We start from the raw sequence: 18,404 nt of genomic DNA on the forward strand, positions 1-18,404 counted from the left end.
GCGATCGCGGTCATCGGGCTGCCTCCGGCTCACAGATCACCACGTCGCTCATGCCTTCGACGGTAGGCCGGAGTGACCGATATGGAGAAATGCTGGAGTCCGAGCTCGGCCTGCAGCTCCTCGCCGTACGACGCGACGCGTCGAGCTGACCGCGCAGACAGGGGCTTAACCCGCGGCGAGGGTCAGCACGACCTCGTTGCGGTGGATGGTGAGGTCACCGCCGGCGGCTTCGGCGCAGCGGCGGGCGATGTCGAGGCCGAGCCCGGTGGAGCCGCGGTCGCTGCGGCCGCGCTCCCCCGCGCCGAGCGGGATACCTGGGCCCTTGTCGGCGACGACGATCCGTACGCCGTTCTGTTCGCGGGTGAGCGTGATCCGGGCCGGGGTGCCGTCGGGCGTGTGGGCGACGACGTTCTCGACCAGCGCGTCGAGTGCGGCGGCGAGATCCTCGGCCGACGAGCGGACCATCGCGGGCGGGGTCGGGAGGTCGAGGGAGAGCTCCCGGCCCTGGTCCTCGAAGAGCGGTTCCCAGAAGGCGGCGCGGTTGCGGGTGACCTCGACGGCGTCGCAGTGCGGGACCCGCCCCTCACGCTGCGGTCGGCGGGCCGCGCTGATCACCGCGGTGAGCGTGCGTTCCAGGCTGGTCACCTGCGTGTTGAGTTCCTCGGCGCTCTCCCGGTCCGGCAAGGCCTCGACCTGCAGCCGGAGCGCGGTCAACGGCGTACGGAGTCGATGGGACAGGTCGGCGACGGCTTCGCGTTCGACCGCGATCACCTCGTCGATGCGGTCGGCGAGACCGTTGAGCGCGGCGCCGACCTTCGCCACCTCGGCCGGACCGGTCGTCGGGGCGCGGGCCTCCATGTCCCCCTTGGCCAGGCGTTCCGCCGTACCGGCCGTCTCCTCCAAGGGGCGGGCCAGCCGCCGGGAGACGAGCTCGGCGCCGACGATGCTGAGCAACAGAACGAGCAGGCTGACACCGATCAGGATCAGCACCCGTGGGACGAGGCCGGCGTACAGCTCGTCGGCGGTCAGGAAGAGGCAGACCGACGCCGGGCCGGCCGGGGTGCCGACGGCGACGTCGACCGCCATCCCGCCGCCGACCTCGCGGTAGTCGGCGTCGCCGACCGTCGGCGGTCCCCTCCGGCTGTCGTCATCGCCGTCGTTGTAGTCGGCGGGCAGCGGCTTCGGCGTCGGGACCCCGCCGGGCGGGGGTTGGCCGAGCGTCGTGCCGTCCGGTAGCCGGACCGAGATCGTCCCCGGGCCGTTGTTGGTCAGGCCGTCGATGTACGCCGTGATGTCGTCGGCCGTGTGGTTCGGGTCGCCGACGTAGTACGCGGCAGCCTCAGCCCGGTACCGCGCCTCGTCCTTCGCCTCGCTGGCCGTCGAACTCCGCAACAAGATGATCAGCGGTACGGCGAACGCCAGCACGACCAGCGTGGTCATACCGACCGATAGCAACAGGATCCGGCGGCGCATGGTCAGCCACCCTCGGGCGCCGCGAGCTTGATCCCGACTCCGCGAACGCTGTGCAGGAACCGCGGCTCGGCCGCCGTCTCCCCGAGCTTCCGCCGCAACCAGGACAGATGGACGTCGACCGTCCGGTCGCCACCGCCCCACGGCAGACCCCAGACCTCGGCGAGCAGCTCGCGCTTGGTGACCACCGCACCCGGACGTCGGGAGAGCGCGAGCAGGAGGTCGAACTCCTTGCGGGTCAGGTCGACCGGGCTCCCGTCGACGGTGACCTCACGGCTGCGCGGGTCGATCCGGAGCGCGCCGAGGTCGACCATCGACTCGCCCTGCTGGTCCGAGCCGAGGCGGCGCAGGACCGCGCGGATCCGGGCGTCGATCTGGGCCGAGCTGAACGGTTTGATCACGTAGTCGTCGGCGCCGGCATCGAGCAGCTTGACCACGCTGGCGTCGTCGTCGCGGGCCGTTGCCACGATCACCGGTACGTCGCTGACCGACCGGACCATGGCCAGCACGTCCCGGCCGTCCAGGTCGGGCAGACCGAGATCGAGCAGCAGCACCTCCGGCCGCTCCCGCGCGACCAGCGCAACCCCGTCGGCACCGGCGGCCACGGCCGTGACGACATGCCCGGCCGCCGTCAGGGACTTGCCCAGCGACGTCCGGATCGCGTCGTCGTCCTCGACCAGCAACACCCGCGCCATGTCGTTGAGAGTAGCTTCAGGCTGGTCGCGGGGGCTTCAAACCCGTACTGCGGAGCTCGAGGTCGGCGAGCTGCGCGATCACCGTGCTGTCGCCGTCGCGCCAGGCGGCGACGGGGTCGTCGGAGATCTTCGCGAGCTTGTGCATGGGCTGATTGGCCATCGCGCGGAGGGCGAACAGGTCCAGGTCGGCGGCGCTGTCGATGAACTTCTGGGCCGCCGCGGCCCGGCGGGAGAAACGGATCCGGCGTGGCAGCCAGATCAGCAGCGCGAACAGCACCGGCAACGCGATCGTCACCCCGGCCAGGACATACGCCAACTGTTCGACCGCATGCGCCTCATCGCGCCCGGCCTGCGCCAGCTTCCCCGCAGCCCCGGCCGCTCCGTCGATCGGCGCCCGCAGCTGGTCGCCGACGGCCGGGACCTTGCCGATCGGTTCGGAGAGCTTCCGCAGGTCTCCGGCCAGGCCGTCCCCTGCCTCGGCCGCCTTCCGCCCCGGCGCGCCCAACGCGTCCGTGATCCGGTACACCAGCAGTCCGAGTTCCACACACAACCAGACCCAGCCAACCAGCAGCAGGTCGCCCAGGAACTGCCCGAACCGCTGTGTTCCCACGTCGGAGTAGAGCTTCACACCACGTCCCTTCGCCGAGCCACCCGGTGCCCGCGACCGTGCGTCGTGACACTAGCGCCCAGCGTGGCCGCTCACGATCTTTGGGGAAAGAAACTGCCGCCAGGTGCAAGTTTCTTACCCCAAACCGCGCGGGTACGGCGGTCAGAGGGTGGTGCGGAGGTCCCAGAGGAGGGGGTAGTAGCGGAGGTCGAGGCGGCTGCGCAGGTAGCCGGCGCCGGACGAGCCGCCGGTGCCCGGCTTGGTGCCGATCATCCGCTCGACCATGACGACGTGGCGGGCCCGCCAGGCGGCGGCGAGCTCGTCGTGCTGGAGCAGCGCCTCGGCGAGCTCCCAGATGGCGGCGTAGTGGCCGCGGTCGCCGGCGACCTTGCGAAGAGCGTCGCGAGTGGCGTCCTCGGTGTCGGTGTCGAAGCCGGCCTTCTGCAGTACGACGAGGAACGCGTCCCAGAGCGTCGGGTCCTCCAGGCGCCGGCCGAGGCGTTCCTGCTCGGTCTCGGTCAGCCCGCGGAACCGCCGTACGAAGGACGGGTCCTTGGCGCCGGAGAGGAACTCGATCTCGCGGAACTGCACCGACTGGAACCCGCTCGCCGGCGACAGCCGGTGCCGGAACTCGCCGAAGTCCTGCGGCGTCATGGTCTCGAGGATGTCGACCTGCTGGGTCAGCACCCGTTCGATCGTGTGCACGCGGCGGAGCAGATGCTGGGCCAGCCAGAGCTCACCGGACAGCATCGAGTCCCGGGACGCGGTCAGCTCGTGCAGGATCTGCTTGAACCACAGCTCGTACACCTGGTGAATCGTGATGAACAGCAGTTCGTCGTGGGCCGGCGGATCCGACTCCAGCCGCTGCTGATCGAGCAGCTCGGCCAGCCGCAGATAACTGCCGTACGTCAGCCGCCCACCGGCCTCACCGAAGTGGACGTCGACCCCGTCCCACCGCCCCGCAACCCCGTCCTCTGTGCTCATGGGGCCGAGACTAACCGACGCGTTCGTGACCGGTCAGGGATTCGTTCGTTGGACCTTGGGTACGCCGATACAAGGAGTTGCATGTCCGTCACGGTCCGAACCCCGCTTGTCCCGGGACCTGTCCAGGGGCCCACGCGTGAAGAACCGCAGCTCGAGGCACTGCTGCTCGACGACTATTCGTCCCTGGTTCACCTGGCGTATCTCATCCTCCCGCCGTCGGTCAGCCGGCAGCGGCGGGTGACCGCGGCCCACGCCGTCGTGCAGCGCGCGCTGCCGCCAGGCGTGACCCTGCCGACCGGCGATCCGCGGGAGTTCATGCGGCATCGCGTCGTCCAAGAGGCGACGAGGCGAGCGTCGCGGCGTAGTGCGTTGGGACGGCTGAGCGGAGTCCTTGCCCGCGCGGACGAGCTGGGCTTCGAGCCGTGCGCCACGCACGTCGACCACACCGCGATCCGGCGCCGCACCCAGTGCGGCCGGCGGGTGGCGACTGCCTTCACCGTGCTGCTCACCCTCGGCATACTGCTGGGCTTGCTGACGTCTTGACGCCGCGGTGACCGTCCACCTACCTTCGGTGACACCGCTCTCTTCCTACCGCCCCAGGGAGATTCGTGATGTTCGTTGGAATCGTTTCCAGCCTCAGCCTGCTCGCCTCCCCCCTCGGCGGACCACCTCCGGCCCCGGCCCCTGAGACCCCGGCGGTGAACATGTCCACCCAGGCAACGATCTGCAACAAGTACTGCGACGCCCGCGACCCCGCGCTCTCCCCCGGCGACCGGGCCCCGGTGTCGGCGACGCTGTTCGGCCGGACCGTCTCGCTGCACTTCGAAGACGCGGACGCGCTGGGCTGGGCCTCGATCGAGAACGGCAATCCCGGCGACGAGGTGTGGCTGGACCGCTCGATGGACGGCGGCCGCACCTGGACCGACGGCAGCCGCCTCGGCAACACCGCGATCCCCGCCGGGCAACGCGGTTGGCGCACACTGATGTACAACGTCGACGACTGGAACAACCTCGGCGTCGGCGCCCTCCGCGCCTGCGGCAAGGCCGGCGACCGCCCCGACATCGCCTGTACGCCGTGGGCCCGGACCACGTGGAACGCCTGGGATCGCCGTACGGCGGCGGCCACCGCGCTGATGCAGTACTACAACCGCTCGACCGGACTATTCGACACCACCGGCTGGTGGAACTCGGCCAACGCGCTGAACGCGGTGATCGACAACATCCGGGTCAGCGGGATGGACAGCTACAAGTACGCGATCGCGCGGACCTACGACCTCAACCTCAACGCCGCGGAAGGCCAGTTCCGCAACGACTACCTCGACGACACCGGCTGGTGGGGTCTCGCCTGGGTCGCGGCGTACGACGTGACCGGTGAAGCGCGCTATCTGCACACCGCTCGGGCCGACGCCGACCACATGGCGGCGTACTGGGACAACACCTGTGGTGGCGGAGTGTGGTGGAGTGAGGCGAAGACGTACAAGAACGCGATCTCCAACTCGCTCTACATCCAGCTCAGCGCGGCGCTGCACAGCCGGATCCCCGGCGACTCCACCTATCTCCAGCGGGCACAGTCCGGCTGGACCTGGTTCCAGCAGACCGGGATGATCAACGGCTCGCAGCTCGTCAACGACGGGATCGACCTGTCCACCTGCAAGAACAACGGCGACACCGCATGGACCTACAACCAGGGTGTGTTGATCGGCGCGCTCACCGAGTTGGCCAAGGCAACGAACAACTCGGCGTACCTGACCAGCGCCCGGCAGCTCGCCGACGCGGCGACCACCGCGGCGTCGCTGCATACCGCCGATGGGATCCTGCGCGAGCCCTGCGAATCGGGTGACTGCGGCGGCGACGGCCCGTCCTTCAAGGGCGCCCACGTGCGCGGCCTCGGGAAGCTCAACGCGGCGCTGTCCGATCACCCGTACACGGCCTACCTCCAGCGGCAGGCCGACCGCGCCTTCGCCGCCGGCCGTACGCCGATGGACCAGTACGGACTGCGGTGGTACGGCCCGATCGACAAGCTCGACGCCGCCCGGCAACAGTCCGGGCTCGACCTGCTCAACGCGGCCCCGTAGCTGGGGAGCCCGCACCGGCCGGCGGGTGCGGTGGAGGGGTCCGGTGACCGAGCGGAAATGCCATGATGTGCGGCATGGAGCTGAAGCTGTCGGCGTCGTACGACGCCACCCCCGAGGAAGTGTTCGCGATCATCACGGACGCCACCTTCCGCGAGCAGGCCTGCGAGAAGACCAAGGCGCTGTCGTACGACGTGCAGGTGACCGAGTCCGGCGGCGACACGATCGTCCGGGTCAGCCGGGAGATGCCGTCCGACGACGTACCCGACTTCGCGCGGAAGTTCGTCGGCCAGACGCTGACCGTGGTCCAGACCGAGACGTGGCACGCCGCCGCGGCGGACGGGTCCCGGCGGGCCGACGTGGTCGGCGAGATCAGCAACACCCCGGTCACCCTGAAGGGCACCGCGAGCATCAGCGGCGGCGCCCAGGCGGTCCAGGCGATCGACCTGGACGTGAAGGTCGCGGTCCCGCTGATCGGCAAGAAGATGGAGCCGTTCGTCGTCGACGCGATCCGCTCCGGCCTGCAGAAGGAGCACGAGCTCGCCCGCGACTGGACGCACTGAACCGGCCGGGCCGAGTGTCGCTACCGTGACGGGCCCGGCTCCGGTGGCAACCTGAACGGAAGAGTTGCTCCGGAGGTGAGCCCGTCATGCGGAAGAAGCGCCAGCGCGTGGAGCCCGTGGGTGAGGATTCGCAGTACTGCGTGTTCTGTGCGGCGGTGATGCCGTTCGAGCGGATCGAGGCCGGGGATCACCTGGTCGACGAGCCGGATGAGTGGATCTGCGTGAGATGCGGATCCGCGCTGCTCGTCGACCCTCCTCTGCAGGAGCTCGACCGCACCGCCTGACTTACAGCGGCGGGCCGAAGGCGCACAGCACACGGGTTGCCTGGGCCGGGTCGAGCGCGTTGGCGACCAACTGAGCGACAGTCGGGTCGAAGGCCAGACCGACGTGGCCAACCGGGTCGAGCGGGCAGGTGTCCTGGACGTATTGGTTCGTGACGCCGGGCTCGCGGATGAAGGATGTTTCGTGCGGTGTCACCAGGGCGTCGAAGCGGGACGCGATCACCGTGTACTTCACGCCGGGCTGGGCGATCGGGCCGGCGGTCAGCTTCTGCACGGCCGCGCCGCTGACGATGAGTTCGTCGCAGGCCGGGCATCCGAACTGCTTTAGGACCTGGTCGACCAGCGGGCCGAGCCCGAGGTAGTCACCCACGCTCACCAGTTCGGCGAATGTCGTACCGTGCGTCGGCGGCGCGAGGGCGATCACCTTGCCCACCTGACCGGCGTACCCGCGGATCTTCGGGCCGTACAGGCTCTGGAAGGCGCCTTCGGAGTGCCCGACGATATCGACCTTGGCCGCGCCGGTCGCCTGCCGGACGCGCTGGACGAAGGCCTGGATCTCCGCTGACGACTGCGCGATCGAGACCGTGCCGCCGACCGGGATCGCGGGCGTGGCCTGGCCGTAGGTGAGTGTGAAGGCGCAGTAGCCCTTCGCGGCCAGGAACGGGCCGAGGTACGAGTAGTTGCCCGGGCCGTTGCCGCCCAGTCCGTGCAGCAGGACGAGCGGGTCGGGATGCGCGGCCGACGGCTTGCAGGACCAGTTGTCGAGGCCCGATGACGGCGCGGCGCTTGCGGTCGTCGCGGTGGTTGTCGAGGCTGTCAGCAGGACAGCGGCGATCAGGCCGGCCGCGGCCCGGCGCAGGCGGATTTTCATGTGCAGCTCCCCGTTGAAGACACCCGCCGCCGAAGGCGGCGCTCTTTAAGAACACCCCGCCGCCGAAGGCGGCGCTCTTTAAGAACACCCCGCCGCCGAAGGCGGCGCTCTGTGGTTGTATCGTTCAGTGACGCCGAGATCACGGACAGTTGAACATGGATGCTTGGTTACAAACAAGAGCTCGTGTTCGAAACAAGTTTCTCCGGTTATGAATCCGCCACGGGGGTACCGTCCAGCGCATGAGTAGGACCATACGGGGACTGGACGCCGAGCAACGCCGGGCGGAACGACGCGAGCAGCTGCTGGACGCGGCGCTCAAACTGTTCGCCGCCAACGGCTATCTCGGCACGTCGATCGAGCAGATCTGCACCACGGCGTACATCGGGACGAAGAGCTTCTACGAGCTGTTCTCCAGCCGGGAGGAGTGTTACCTCGCCCTGCTGCGGCGGACCTCGGCGCGCCTGGAGGAGCAGGTGGCCGACGCCGCGACGCAGGCGACCGGCAACGAACGGCAGGAGGCGCCGCGGCTGCTCGCGACCTTCGTGCACGCGCTGGTCGACGACCCTCGGATCACCAGGATCACCTTCGGCATGGCCTCCGGGATCTCGGAGACCGTCGAGCGTGAACGCCGGACCAACCGCCGCTGGGCAGCCGGCTTCCTGGCGCAGCTCTGGGACCGGTACGACGGCCCGCCGCCCGAGGAGCAGCGAGCCGTCCGGCACAGTGCCGCGATCGGCCTGGTCGGCGGGATGTTCGACCTGATCTCGGACTGGCTGCTGGACGCCGACCTCACCGACCAGAACCAGGTCGAGGCCCTGCTCGACGACCTCACGACCTTCTACATCACCGTCCGCCGGGGCCTGGCGACCTAGGCCGGCACCGGCTCAGCCCCGGTCCCCCACCACCGTCTTTCTTCGCCTCTTTCACCAGCCCTGGTGTCTTTCGTCAGCCCTGGTGCGGGTAGCGGTAGTCGGTCGGCGGGGCAAAGGTCTCCTTCATCGAGCGCGGCGAGACCCAGCGGATCAGGTTCCACATCGAGCCGGCCTTGTCGTTGGTGCCGGACGCCCGCGCACCACCGAACGGCTGCTGACCGACGACCGCCCCGGTCGGCTTGTCGTTGACGTAGAAGTTGCCGGCTGCGAAGCGCAGGTAGTCCGACGCCTCGGCGATCGCGTGCCGGTCCTGCGCGATGACCGCACCGGTCAGCCCGTACGGCGCGGAGTGCTCCATCTGCCGCATCACGGTGTCGTAGTCGGCGTCGTCGTACACGTGCACGCCGAGGATCGGGCCGAAGTACTCGGTGCTGAAGATCTCGTCGGTCGGGTCGGCCGAGACCAGCACCGTCGGCCGGACGAAGTACCCCTCGCTGTCGTCATAGGTGCCACCGGCAACGACCTCGATGGAGTCGGTCGAGCGGGCCCGGTCCAGCGCCGCCTTGTGCTTGGCGAACGCGCGGTCGTCGATCACGGCGCCGATGAAGTTCGACAGGTCGGTGACGTCGCCCATGGTCAGCGAGTCGGTCTCGGCGACCAGGTCGTCGCGGATCCGGTCCCACACCGAGCGAGCGACGTACGCACGCGATGCGGCGGAGCACTTCTGGCCCTGGTACTCGAACGCGCCGCGCACCATCGCGGTCTTCAGCACCGCCGGATCCGCGGACGGGTGCGCCAGGATGAAGTCCTTGCCGCCGGTCTCGCCGACCAGCCGCGGGTAGGTCTTGTACGACGCGATGTTCGTGCCGACCGTGCCCCACAGCGACTGGAACGTCTTGGTGGATCCGGTGAAGTGGATGCCGGCCAGGTCCGGGTGGGTCAGCGCGGCCTTGCTCACCTCGATGCCGTCGCCGGTGACCAGGTTGATCACGCCGGCCGGCAGGCCCGCGGCCTCGAGCAGCCGCATCGTCCAGTGTGCCGCGAACTGCTGCGTCGGCGACGGCTTCCAGACCACGGTGTTGCCCATCAGCGCCGGCGCGGTCGGCAGATTGCCGGCGATGGCGGTGAAGTTGAACGGGGTGATCGCGTAGACGAAGCCCTCGAGCGGGCGGTAGTCGACCCGGTTCCACACGCCCGGGGACGAGATCGGCTGGTCGCTGACGAGCTGCCGCGCGAAGGCCACGTTGAAGCGCAGGAAGTCGATCAGCTCACAGGCCGCATCGATCTCGGCCTGCTGGATCGTCTTCGACTGGCCGAGCATGGTGGCCGCGTTCAGAGTGTCGCGCCACGGGCCCGCCAGCAGATCGGCGGCTTTCAGGAAGATCGCGGCGCGGTCGTCGAACGACAGCGACCGCCACGACGGAGCAGCCGCGAGCGCCGCGACCACGGCGGCCCGGCCGTCGGCCTCGGTCGCGTTGCCGAGGGTGCCGAGCACGTGCGCGTGCTTGTGCGGCTGCACCACCTCGACCGGCGTGCCGCCACCCAGCTTCTGCTCGCCGCCGATCGTGCAGGTCAGGTCGATCGCACCCGCCGCGGTGAACTCCTTGAGCTTCGACTCCAGACTCGCGCGCTCGGCCGAACCCGGCGCATACCCCTTGACGGGCTCGTTGGCAGGCGTCGGAACGGTGGTGACGGCATCCATAGTGCGAGGCTCCTCGATCGTGTGGTGGACCGTGCTGCGGGCGCCGCTGCGGGTGGGCGGCGCGCGCTGCCACTAGGTGACACGAGCATCGTGCCACGCCGAACCCCCGGACCACGAACCCGACTGGTCCGCTCTCACGGCGACCTCATTTGTAGCATACGTTTCACCTGAAGAGGTCCCCGAGCGGGCGGTAGGTCAGGGGCGCCAGGGCATGTGCTGGAGGGCCCACGTGTTGCCGTCGGGGTCCTCGAACCAGGCGTAGAAGACGCCGCCGAGGTCTTCGGTCTCGCTGACGTCGACGCCGCGCTTGATCAGCTCCTCGCGAGCGGCCTCGATGTCCTTGACCACGAGGTGCAGGCCGCGCAGGGTGCCGGATGGCATGTCGAGCTGGGGCAGGCCGGTGACCAGGGTGATCGAGCAGTAGGAGCCGGGCGGGGTGAGCTGGACGATGCGTACGCCGTCCGCCGGAGAGACGTCGACGTCGACGTGGAAGCCGGCCTGCTCGGAGTAGAACCGCTTGGCCCGGTCCACGTCCGTCACCGGGACCGGGACGAGCTCCAGCAGGAAGGCGCCCGGTGTGACCACCGCCGCGGTCGGATCGACCGGGATCTCCGAGGCGTCCTTCGGGATCTCGGTCTGCGTCGGCGGCGGGGTCGGCAGCTGATCGGTCATGCGGACTTCTTCGCGGCCTTCTTGGCGGTCTTCTTCGCCGGCGCCTTCTTGGCCGCCGCGGCCTTCTTCGCGGGAGCCTTCTTGGCGGCGGCCGCCTTCTTCGCCGGGGCCTTCTTGGCCGGCTCGGCGTCCGCGGACCCGCCCGCACGACGGGCCTTCGCGGCCTCGACCGAGGCGCGGAGCGCGGCGACCAGGTCGACGACCTCGGCGCCCTCCGTCTCCTCCTCCTCGGTCTCCGGCAGCGGGACACCCGCCGCCTTCGCCTCGACCACCTTCTCCAGCGCCTGCCGATACTCGTCGTGGTACTGGTCCGGGTCGAACTCGCCCCGCAGCGTGTCGATGTACGACGACGCCATCGCCTTCTCCTGGGACCGGATCTCCACGTCCTCGGGCGGCGCGGCGAAGGACGCGTCCCGGACCTCGTCCGGCCAGAGCATCACCTGCAGCACGAGGATGTCGTCGACCGTCCGCAGCAGCCCCAGGCTCTCGCGCGACCGCAGCGCGACCTTGACCAGCGCGTACAGCTCGGAGCCGTCGAGCGCGTCCCGCAGCAGTACGTACGGCTTGGCGCCCGGCCCGCCGTCCGCCTGTAGGTAGTAGGACTTGCCCAGGTACAGCGGGTCGACCTGGTCGGCGGGCACGAACTCGAGGACGTCGATGACCTTCTTGCTGGACAGCGGCAGGTCGGCAAAGTCGTCCGGTTCCAGCACGATCATCCGGCCGTCGGCCATCTCGTAGCCCTTGCCGATGTCGGAGTACGGCACTTCCTCGCCGTCGATCGAGCAGATCCGCTTGTACTTGATCCGGCCGCCGTCGGCGACATGCACCTGGCGGAACGAGATGTCCTTCTCCTCGGTCGCCGAGAACACCTTGATCGGGATCGTCACCATCCCGAACGAGATGGCACCCTTCCAGATCGCCTGCATCGCCATCAGCTCCCTGTCAGCTCGATCCGTTCCGTCCGCGCGGCCCCTCCGCCGCGAGCAGATCGGGAATCTCCTGTGTCGCGTACCACAACAGGTCTTCACCCTCGCACGAATCGAGGGCGAAAAGTGCGTCGTCATCACCGTTCTGGGCCGCGTCCCAGAGGTCGGCGGCCTTCCCCACCACCGCCGCCGCACCGGCCGCGTCCAGGTGGACGGCGGCCACCGCCGTCCACGGGATCACCACCTGCAGCCCGAGCCGGGCGTCCCCCAGCTCGACCGATCCGTCGGCCGGCGGTACGGCGCTCACCTCGGCCGCCACGACCACTCGTCTCCGCGCGGTCCCGGGATCGGCCGCGAGCAGTCCCATCGAGGCACGGGCGGCCTGCGCCATCGCGGCGTACTCGAGCTCCTCGTCGTCACCCTCGGCGTACCACTCCCGCAGCGCCGGAGTGACGGCGTACGCGGTCAGCGGGGCCGGGCCGAGCTCGCCGGCGTGACACGCGGCGTCCAGCAGCCGCAGCGTGGATGGGATGTAGACCCTCATGAACCCGCCTTCTTGGTAGTGCCGCGGGGTTTCTTCCGGCCGCGGGAGGCCCGGTTGTGGCTGCCCGTGGTGGTGTCGAGCAACTCGTCCAGCGCATCCGTCACACATTGGGCGAAAACAGCCAGGTCCGGCATCGCGGTGCGGTCCGCGTTGAGCCCGTAGAACACCTTCCCGTCGTACGACGTGACGCCGACGGACAGCCCTTGTCCGGGCATCAGCGGGACCACCGGGTACGACGCCAGCATCGGCGCGCCCTGGGCGTACAGCGGGAACTGCGGACCGGGCACGTTGGTGATCACCACGTCGTCGATCGGCCGGACGGTCGTGGTCGCGACCCGGGCGGCGAGCGCGTGCAGCGTGGTCGGGGCGAACCCGGCGATGCCGACGAGCGACTGCGCACTGACCGCGCGGCCGGTGTCCTTGTGCACTTTGGTCTGGTACGAGATCTGGTGCATCCGCATGACCGGGGAGTTCTCCCCGACCGGGAGGTTCACCGTGGAGGCGATCACCCGGGACCCGAGCGAGGTCGGCTCCTCGTCCTCGTCGTCGCGGATGCTGACCGGGACCACGGCGCGGACGCTCCGGGTCGGTCCGACACCCTCACCGCGTGTCATCATCCAGCCCCGGAACGCGCCCGCGACGACCGTGAGGATCACGTCGTTGACCGTGCCGCCGTGGATCGCCCGGACGGTCCGGTAGTCCTCCAGGTCGGTCTGCACGGTGGTGAACCGGCGCTGACCGGAGGTCTTCACGTGCAGCGAGCTCTCCTGCACATGGCGCTGCGCGACCAGCGAGCCGACCACGTCCCCGAGCACCTCGCGGACCGAGGTTGCCCCGGTCAGGCTGGCGATCTCGGCCCGGGCCAGCTCCAGCACCGCGGTGGGGTGCCGGGTGGCGTCGGTGAACACGCCGGCGAGCAGCTCCAGCGCGGACGGTGGGTGCTGGGGCTCCCAGGTGTCGGTCGGGGTGTCCCGGGGCTGCGCGGTCGCGTCCAGCACGACCTGGCCGATGTCGACCGTGCTGTTGCCGTCGACAAGGGCCTGGTGGGACTTGGCGATGATCGCGAACCGGTCACCTTGCAGGCCCTCGACCAGGTACATCTCCCACAGCGGCCGGGCCCGGTCCAGCCGCCGCGACATGATCCGGGCGACCAGCTCGAGCAGCTGCGCGTGCGTCCCCGGTCGCGGCAGGGCCGAGCGGCGTACGTGGAAGGTGATGTCGAACTCTTCGTCGTCCACCCAGACCGGGCCGGCGAACCGGCCGGGCACCTGCTGGACCCGCTGCCGGTACCGCGGCACGAACGCGATCCGGTCCCGGATCAGCGCGACCAGGCTCTCGTAGTCGAACCCGTCGCCGGAGTGCACCGGCGGCTCGAAGATGTCGACCGTCCCGACGTGCATCGGGGTGGCCGGGGACTCTGCCTTCAGGAAGGTGAGATCCAGCGACGTCAGCCGATCGGGCATCCGGTCACCTTCCTCTCTAGGAATAGCTTGTCTCGTCACCCTAGCGGCCACCGCCGACAGTGGGCTGCGACACTGGCTGTACGGGAACACTGAGCTATTCGTGTTCGTCAGGCAAGAGGGTGTGTCCCGCACCCTGAGAAGTTCACAGATCCCTCGAAAGGCTCCTGGACCGATGCGTTCGACGCTCACTCGCGGTGCCGCCGCCGCTCTTCTGCCCACCCTCGGCATGCTGGTCCTGGCCGGCTGTGGCGGTGGTGACTCCGACAGCGGCGCGAGTCCGAGCAACACGTCGAGCGCCCCCGCCAGTACGCCGACGGCCCTGCCGACGAACACCCCGACCCCGGGGAAGCCGAACACGAGCTCCCCGTCGAACACCGCGGACCCGTCCGGTGAGCAGGCCGACGTGACCATCAACGTCACCGTTGCCAACGGCAAGGTCACCCCGAGCGGCGCGACCATCAAGGCGAAGGCCGGCCAGACCGTGCTGGTCACCGCGGTCAGCGACGCCGCGGACGAGGTGCACATCCACGGCTACGACAAGGAGCTGCCGCTCACCCCGGGCAAGCCGGCCTCGGTCAAGTTCACCGCGGACATGAAGGGCACGTTCGAGATCGAGACCCACGAGAGCGGCAAGCTGGTCGCCAAGCTCGTAGTGTCGTGAGTACTGCGTTGGATTGCCGCGCCTCCGGCACGGCGCGGTCACGGGGCCTTGGCTCGTGACCGGGCTGATCCTTCCCCTGCACGGCATCGGTGGGCGGCAGGACCTGCCGATTCCGTTCGGTCTGGCGGTCGGGGGCGCCGCGGTCGCGATCGGCGTCTCGTTCGTCGTCCTCGCGCTGGCCTGGCGGAGTCCGAAGTACCGGGGCAACGCCTCCGGGAAGCCGTTGCCTGCCGCAATCACCCGGACGGTCGACGCGGCCTGGTTCCGCTGGGTGGTCCGGCTGGTCGGGCTGGCGACCTTCCTCTACGCGATGGTCTCGCTGATGTTCGGCGTCGACCGGCTGACGAACCCGATCTTCGGGTTCATCTACATCCTGGTCTGGGTCGGGCTGGTGCCGATCTCGATCGTGTTCGGCCCGGTCTGGCGGACGCTGAACCCGCTGCGGACGATTCACCTGCTGCTGAGCAAGGCGCTCCGGCAGCCGCCGTCGAAGGGTGTGCTCGAGCTGCCCGCGTGGCTCGGTCTGTGGCCGGCCGCGCTGGGCATCTTCGCCTTCACCTGGCTGGAGCTGGTCGCCCCGGACCGCGCCACCATCCCGGTCCTGCAGGCGTGGCTCGCGCTGTACTTCGTGATCACGATGTTCGGCGCGATCCTGTTCGGCGATCGGTGGTTCTCGACCGGCGACCCGTTCGAGGTGTACGCGACCCTGATGTCCCGGTTGTCGCCGTGGGGCCGTCGTACCGACGGAGCCCTGGTGGTCCGCCGCCCGCTGGAGAACCTGGACGGTCTCAAGCCGCTACCCGGTCTCGTCGGGATGGTGGCCGCGCTGCTCGGATCCACGGCGTACGACGGCTTCTCGAACTCGACGGCGTGGATCGGCTGGGCCCAGAACCAGGACGTCTCGATGACCTGGCTCGGCACCGCCGCGCTGATCGGGTTCATCCTCTTCGTCCTGGTCACGTTCACCGGTGCCACGCTGCTGGCCGGGCGGTTGTCGGACAGTTCCCGTACGACGCTGCCACGGTTGTTCGCGCACTCCGTCATACCGATTGCCTTCGGGTACGTCGTCGCGCACTACCTGACGCTGTTCATCCTCGAAGGGCAGCGGACGCTCATCTACCTGAGTGACCCGCTCAGCAACGGCGCCAACATCTTCGGCACCGGTCTGCTCGCGGTGAACACCGGCATCACCAACCACAGCACGACGATCGCGGTCATCCAGGTGCTGGCCGTGGTTTGCGGTCACCTGCTGGGCGTCGTCTCGGCGCACGACCGTGCCGTCGCCCTGTTCCCGCGCAACAAGGCGCTGGCCGGTCAGATCCCGCTGCTGGTCGTCATGGTCGCCTACACCGTCGGTGGTCTGCTCCTACTATTCTCTTCGTGATGTACACGGTTGCGGAGAGGTCCCGCCTGCGGGACTTGCTGGTGGAGGCCGCTCGGTCTGATGCACGTGTCACCGGTGCGGCGCTGACCGGGTCGGCCGCGGTCGGAGGTGAGGACGAGTGGTCCGACATCGACCTGGCCCTCGGACTCGCGGCCGACGCCGACCAGGACGCCGTACTGGCTGACTTCACGGCACTGATGTACGCCGAGCACGGCGCTGTCCACCACACCGACGTGTGGTCGCGCCGGACGGTGTATCGGGTGTTCCTGCTGGCTTCGACGTTGCAGGTGGACATCGCCTTCGCACCGGCTGCTGAGTTCGGTGCGCTCGGGCCCACGTTCCGGCTGCTCTTCGGCGAGACTGTGGAGCAGCCGGCCTGGGGGACGCCGGCACCGGTGGACCTGATCGGGATGGGGTGGCTGTACGCGTTGCATGCGCGGTCCAGCATCGCGCGGGGCAAGGTGTGGCAGGCGGAGTACATGATCAGCGGCGTACGCGATCACGTGCTGATGCTGGCGTGCTTGCGGCACGGTGTGCCGCATTCACAGGGCCGTGGCCTACATCTGTTGCCAGCGGCCACCACTGCGGCTGTGGAGCCGACACTGGTGCGGTCACTCGACACCGCTGAGCTCTCGCGAGCCTTCCGCGCCAATGTCGACGTACTGCTGGCCGAAGCTTCTCTGGTTGATGCTGACCTGGCGGTCAGGCTTGATCCGCCGTTGCGGGCGTTGGCGACGGCTTAGGCAGGCTGCGGCTGGTGACCGCCAGCAGGATGAAGGCGATCATGCCGACGATCAGGTGGGAGTTGCCGGGGATGGACTGCCAGAAGGTCCAGCTGAGCTCGCGGCCGTCACGGTACGGCACCCACCAGATCGAGCGCAGCACGAACAGGCCGTAGAAGAGCACTCCGGTCACGACCGCGGGGTTGAGGCCCCACACCCGGTTGACCGCGCGGATCAGGCTCACGCCGAGCGGGATGATCCAGACCCAGTGGTGACTCCACGAGATCGGCGACGCGTACAGCACGGCCAGCGCCATCACCGAGATCGCGGTGACGCGCTCGTCTGCCAGCCAGTAGCGCCGGGCCAGCCAGAGCGCAAGCAGGCCGAACACAACTGACAGCACGAACCACGCCGGCTGCACCCAGCCGGCGTCGTTGCCGATCCGGTGCAGGAAGCCGTTGAAAGACTGGTTGCCGGTGTAGGCGATCCCGCCGACCCGGTTCGCGTCGAGGATGACGTCGGTCCAGTACCGCCAGGACTGGTGCGGCACGATCGCGAACCCGATCGCCATCGTCGCCAGCAGCCCGAGTACGGCGTTCCGCAGCGCACGCCACTGCTTCGTGACGATGAGCAGCGCCAGGAACGGCAGCGGCGTCAGCTTGACGCCGATCGCGACACCGAGCCAGAATCCGCGCAGCCGCGCGTCGTTCGGCCGGACCAGATCCAGCAGGATCATTGCCGTCAGCAACAGGTTGATCTGGCCGAACTGGATCGTCTGCCAGACCGGTTCGAGCAGCAGCGAGAGCGCGGTCAGCGCGACCAGGACCGCCGTCCGCTTGCGGGGCGTGATGAACGACCAGAAGGTCTTCGGCAGGCTGGTCCGCCACAGGGCGGTGATGGACAGCACCGAGATCGTGGTCCAGGCCACCAGCGCGACACCCCACGGGACCGCGGCCAGCGGCACCATCGCGATCGCCGCGAACGGCGGGTAGGTGAACGGCAACCCCGAGCCCGGCAGCATGGCGTCGTACAGGGCGTTGCCGTGGAGCAGCACCGAGCCGCCCATCCGGTAGACGCGCAGGTCGATCATGCCGCCGAACAGGCTGCCGACCCAGGCGCCGAGAGCGACGAGCAGCGCGCAGCCGACGATCGCGATGACGACGCGACGGGCGGCCGGGCGAGGTGGGGAGGAGGGCGTGGTGGTCACGGTCACGTCAGGTCGGCTCCGAACAGGGTTTCCAGCGCTCGCCGGGTCTCGTCGTACTCGGTGTGGAGGATCGCGGTCATGCCGACCGCGCGGGCGCCGTCGACGTTGAGCTCGAGGTCGTCGATGAAGACGCACTCCTCCGGCTTCAGGTCCAGCCGGCGGGCGGCCAGCAGGAAGATCTCCGGCTCGGGCTTGCGCATCCCGACCTCACCGGAGATGACGATGTCGTCGAACATCCCGTCCCAGGTGTCGCGCGGGTAGGTGTTGCCCCAGGAGTTCGACAGCAGCGCGGTGCGGATCCCGTGCGACCGGGCCCGCCGGACCAGCGCGGACATTGCCGGCTGGTGCTCGAAGTGCGCGAACATCCGCTCGATCAGCCCCTCCGCGGGCACCGGCGTACCGTCGCGGCGGACCAGGATCGAGGCGAGCTTGCGCTCGAAGTCGGGGACGGCGATCTGGCCGCGCTCGAGGGCGTGCACCGGGTTCAGCTCGGCTTCCGCGGTGGCGCTTTCGGGCGTCGCGGCGGGCAGCCAGGCGAGCACCGCCTGCAGGTAGGAATCGAAGTCGAACCCGTCGAGTTCGGCCCAGCGCCGGAGCGCGTCCTCCAGGCCCGAGGTGAGCACGCCGCCCCAGTCCACCAGCAGGCCGCGCGGCACCACCTTGACCTCTGACATGCCGGCAAGCCTACTCAGAACATGGACCCGACCA

Annotated in this window: 20 protein-coding genes; 8 read left to right on the plus strand and 12 right to left on the minus strand. The window is 69.3% G+C overall.

All coding sequences use genetic code 11. From position 1 onward, the window contains the following. Positions 1 to 165: 165 nt before the first annotated feature. The 4 genes from ACXC9Q_RS23325 to ACXC9Q_RS23340 all read right to left on the minus strand — a co-directional run bounded on the left by ACXC9Q_RS23325 (position 166) and on the right by ACXC9Q_RS23340 (position 3,756). The gene (locus tag ACXC9Q_RS23325) at positions 166 to 1,473 is read right to left on the minus strand and encodes a sensor histidine kinase (RefSeq protein WP_457058763.1); all 1,308 of its coding nucleotides are present in this window, start codon (positions 1,471 to 1,473) and stop codon (positions 166 to 168) included. 2 nt (positions 1,474 to 1,475) lie between these two features. Continuing rightward, positions 1,476 to 2,165, minus strand: a complete 690-nt coding sequence (locus ACXC9Q_RS23330) for a response regulator transcription factor (protein ID WP_457058764.1) — start codon at positions 2,163 to 2,165, stop codon at positions 1,476 to 1,478. Between the two features lie 16 nt (positions 2,166 to 2,181). Next, positions 2,182 to 2,793 carry a hypothetical protein gene (locus ACXC9Q_RS23335; protein ID WP_457058765.1) on the minus strand — a complete coding sequence of 204 codons (612 nt, stop codon included), beginning with the start codon at positions 2,791 to 2,793 and terminating at the stop codon, positions 2,182 to 2,184. 141 nt (positions 2,794 to 2,934) lie between these two features. Next, positions 2,935 to 3,756, minus strand: coding sequence for a tryptophan 2,3-dioxygenase (locus ACXC9Q_RS23340; protein WP_457058766.1), 822 nt, complete (start codon positions 3,754 to 3,756; stop codon positions 2,935 to 2,937). Between the two features lie 81 nt (positions 3,757 to 3,837). Here ACXC9Q_RS23340 and ACXC9Q_RS23345 point away from each other — a divergent pair, with 81 nt between their 5' ends. The 4 genes from ACXC9Q_RS23345 (at position 3,838) to ACXC9Q_RS23360 (ending at position 6,675) form a co-directional block, all read left to right on the plus strand. After that, positions 3,838 to 4,299: a hypothetical protein gene (locus ACXC9Q_RS23345; protein WP_457058767.1), complete on the plus strand. Its 462-nt coding sequence runs from the start codon at positions 3,838 to 3,840 to the stop codon at positions 4,297 to 4,299. Between the two features lie 68 nt (positions 4,300 to 4,367). Continuing rightward, positions 4,368 to 5,831, plus strand: coding sequence for a glycoside hydrolase family 76 protein (locus ACXC9Q_RS23350; protein ID WP_457058768.1), 1,464 nt, complete (start codon positions 4,368 to 4,370; stop codon positions 5,829 to 5,831). Positions 5,832 to 5,905: 74 nt separating this feature from the next. Next, positions 5,906 to 6,391 (plus strand): DUF2505 domain-containing protein, encoded by a 486-nt coding sequence (locus tag ACXC9Q_RS23355; RefSeq protein WP_457058769.1) that lies wholly within the window; start codon positions 5,906 to 5,908, stop codon positions 6,389 to 6,391. An 86-nt stretch (positions 6,392 to 6,477) separates the two neighbouring features. After that, positions 6,478 to 6,675 (plus strand): hypothetical protein, encoded by a 198-nt coding sequence (locus ACXC9Q_RS23360; protein ID WP_457058770.1) that lies wholly within the window; start codon positions 6,478 to 6,480, stop codon positions 6,673 to 6,675. 1 nt (position 6,676) lies between these two features. Here the strand turns inward: ACXC9Q_RS23360 and ACXC9Q_RS23365 are convergent, their stop codons facing one another. Continuing rightward, entirely contained in the window at positions 6,677 to 7,543 is an 867-nt protein-coding gene (locus ACXC9Q_RS23365; RefSeq protein ID WP_457058771.1) for an esterase/lipase family protein, read from the minus strand. A 239-nt stretch (positions 7,544 to 7,782) separates the two neighbouring features. Here ACXC9Q_RS23365 and ACXC9Q_RS23370 point away from each other — a divergent pair, with 239 nt between their 5' ends. After that, entirely contained in the window at positions 7,783 to 8,415 is a 633-nt protein-coding gene (locus tag ACXC9Q_RS23370) for a TetR/AcrR family transcriptional regulator (RefSeq protein WP_457058772.1), read from the plus strand. Between the two features lie 73 nt (positions 8,416 to 8,488). On the opposite strand, the gene pruA is transcribed toward ACXC9Q_RS23370, so the two are convergent. From pruA to ACXC9Q_RS23395, 5 genes are all read right to left on the minus strand, one after another. Continuing rightward, positions 8,489 to 10,117, minus strand: coding sequence for an L-glutamate gamma-semialdehyde dehydrogenase (gene pruA, locus ACXC9Q_RS23375; RefSeq protein ID WP_457058773.1), 1,629 nt, complete (start codon positions 10,115 to 10,117; stop codon positions 8,489 to 8,491). A 195-nt stretch (positions 10,118 to 10,312) separates the two neighbouring features. Continuing rightward, positions 10,313 to 10,789: a VOC family protein gene (locus ACXC9Q_RS23380; protein ID WP_457058774.1), complete on the minus strand. Its 477-nt coding sequence runs from the start codon at positions 10,787 to 10,789 to the stop codon at positions 10,313 to 10,315. Beyond that, positions 10,786 to 11,715, minus strand: coding sequence for a non-homologous end joining protein Ku (ku, locus tag ACXC9Q_RS23385; protein ID WP_457058776.1), 930 nt, complete (start codon positions 11,713 to 11,715; stop codon positions 10,786 to 10,788). Before ku ends, ACXC9Q_RS23380 begins: the two co-directional genes overlap by 4 nt. 16 nt (positions 11,716 to 11,731) lie before the next feature. Continuing rightward, the gene (locus tag ACXC9Q_RS23390) at positions 11,732 to 12,259 is read right to left on the minus strand and encodes a DUF6912 family protein (protein WP_457058777.1); all 528 of its coding nucleotides are present in this window, start codon (positions 12,257 to 12,259) and stop codon (positions 11,732 to 11,734) included. Further along, positions 12,256 to 13,722 (minus strand): WS/DGAT/MGAT family O-acyltransferase, encoded by a 1,467-nt coding sequence (locus ACXC9Q_RS23395; protein ID WP_457058778.1) that lies wholly within the window; start codon positions 13,720 to 13,722, stop codon positions 12,256 to 12,258. Before ACXC9Q_RS23395 ends, ACXC9Q_RS23390 begins: the two co-directional genes overlap by 4 nt. Before the next feature lie 172 nt (positions 13,723 to 13,894). On the opposite strand from ACXC9Q_RS23395, the gene ACXC9Q_RS23400 reads away from it, so the two are divergent. From ACXC9Q_RS23400 to ACXC9Q_RS23410, 3 genes are read left to right on the plus strand one after another with little or no spacing between them, the layout of a single operon-like run. Then, positions 13,895 to 14,383 carry a cupredoxin domain-containing protein gene (locus ACXC9Q_RS23400; RefSeq protein ID WP_457058779.1) on the plus strand — a complete coding sequence of 163 codons (489 nt, stop codon included), beginning with the start codon at positions 13,895 to 13,897 and terminating at the stop codon, positions 14,381 to 14,383. 55 nt (positions 14,384 to 14,438) lie between these two features. Next, positions 14,439 to 15,767, plus strand: coding sequence for a hypothetical protein (locus ACXC9Q_RS23405; RefSeq protein ID WP_457058780.1), 1,329 nt, complete (start codon positions 14,439 to 14,441; stop codon positions 15,765 to 15,767). Next, positions 15,767 to 16,510 carry a nucleotidyltransferase domain-containing protein gene (locus tag ACXC9Q_RS23410; protein ID WP_457058781.1) on the plus strand — a complete coding sequence of 248 codons (744 nt, stop codon included), beginning with the start codon at positions 15,767 to 15,769 and terminating at the stop codon, positions 16,508 to 16,510. The genes ACXC9Q_RS23405 and ACXC9Q_RS23410 overlap by 1 nt, the downstream gene beginning before the upstream one ends. Here ACXC9Q_RS23410 and ACXC9Q_RS23415 read toward each other — a convergent pair. Both ACXC9Q_RS23415 and ACXC9Q_RS23420 read right to left on the minus strand, forming a co-directional pair. Then, positions 16,470 to 17,702 (minus strand): glycosyltransferase 87 family protein, encoded by a 1,233-nt coding sequence (locus ACXC9Q_RS23415; protein WP_457058782.1) that lies wholly within the window; start codon positions 17,700 to 17,702, stop codon positions 16,470 to 16,472. The two genes, ACXC9Q_RS23410 and ACXC9Q_RS23415, sit on opposite strands and share 41 nt — an antisense overlap. Then, positions 17,699 to 18,370 carry an HAD family hydrolase gene (locus ACXC9Q_RS23420; RefSeq protein WP_457058783.1) on the minus strand — a complete coding sequence of 224 codons (672 nt, stop codon included), beginning with the start codon at positions 18,368 to 18,370 and terminating at the stop codon, positions 17,699 to 17,701. Before ACXC9Q_RS23420 ends, ACXC9Q_RS23415 begins: the two co-directional genes overlap by 4 nt. Between the last annotated feature and the right edge of the window lie 34 nt (positions 18,371 to 18,404).

It is taken from the genome of Kribbella sp. CWNU-51, from assembly GCF_054073265.1.

Excerpts from the sequence above, each read along its gene's own strand:
- ACXC9Q_RS23350 (WP_457058768.1), top strand. The coding sequence starts at position 4,368 with ATGTTCGTTGGAATCGTTTCCAGCCTCAGCCTGCTCGCCTCCCCCCTC.
- ACXC9Q_RS23360 (WP_457058770.1), top strand. The coding sequence starts at position 6,478 with ATGCGGAAGAAGCGCCAGCGCGTGGAGCCCGTGGGTGAGGATTCGCAG.
- ACXC9Q_RS23420 (WP_457058783.1), bottom strand. The coding sequence starts at position 18,370 with ATGTCAGAGGTCAAGGTGGTGCCGCGCGGCCTGCTGGTGGACTGGGGC.
- ACXC9Q_RS23355 (WP_457058769.1), top strand. The coding sequence starts at position 5,906 with ATGGAGCTGAAGCTGTCGGCGTCGTACGACGCCACCCCCGAGGAAGTG.
- ACXC9Q_RS23410 (WP_457058781.1), top strand. The coding sequence starts at position 15,767 with ATGTACACGGTTGCGGAGAGGTCCCGCCTGCGGGACTTGCTGGTGGAG.
- ACXC9Q_RS23380 (WP_457058774.1), bottom strand. The coding sequence starts at position 10,789 with ATGACCGATCAGCTGCCGACCCCGCCGCCGACGCAGACCGAGATCCCG.
- ACXC9Q_RS23395 (WP_457058778.1), bottom strand. The coding sequence starts at position 13,722 with ATGCCCGATCGGCTGACGTCGCTGGATCTCACCTTCCTGAAGGCAGAG.
- pruA (WP_457058773.1), bottom strand. The coding sequence starts at position 10,117 with ATGGATGCCGTCACCACCGTTCCGACGCCTGCCAACGAGCCCGTCAAG.
- ACXC9Q_RS23365 (WP_457058771.1), bottom strand. The coding sequence starts at position 7,543 with ATGAAAATCCGCCTGCGCCGGGCCGCGGCCGGCCTGATCGCCGCTGTC.
- ACXC9Q_RS23390 (WP_457058777.1), bottom strand. The coding sequence starts at position 12,259 with ATGAGGGTCTACATCCCATCCACGCTGCGGCTGCTGGACGCCGCGTGT.
- ACXC9Q_RS23340 (WP_457058766.1), bottom strand. The coding sequence starts at position 3,756 with ATGAGCACAGAGGACGGGGTTGCGGGGCGGTGGGACGGGGTCGACGTC.
- ACXC9Q_RS23345 (WP_457058767.1), top strand. The coding sequence starts at position 3,838 with ATGTCCGTCACGGTCCGAACCCCGCTTGTCCCGGGACCTGTCCAGGGG.
- ACXC9Q_RS23370 (WP_457058772.1), top strand. The coding sequence starts at position 7,783 with ATGAGTAGGACCATACGGGGACTGGACGCCGAGCAACGCCGGGCGGAA.
- ACXC9Q_RS23325 (WP_457058763.1), bottom strand. The coding sequence starts at position 1,473 with ATGCGCCGCCGGATCCTGTTGCTATCGGTCGGTATGACCACGCTGGTC.
- ku (WP_457058776.1), bottom strand. The coding sequence starts at position 11,715 with ATGCAGGCGATCTGGAAGGGTGCCATCTCGTTCGGGATGGTGACGATC.
- ACXC9Q_RS23330 (WP_457058764.1), bottom strand. The coding sequence starts at position 2,165 with ATGGCGCGGGTGTTGCTGGTCGAGGACGACGACGCGATCCGGACGTCG.
- ACXC9Q_RS23400 (WP_457058779.1), top strand. The coding sequence starts at position 13,895 with ATGCGTTCGACGCTCACTCGCGGTGCCGCCGCCGCTCTTCTGCCCACC.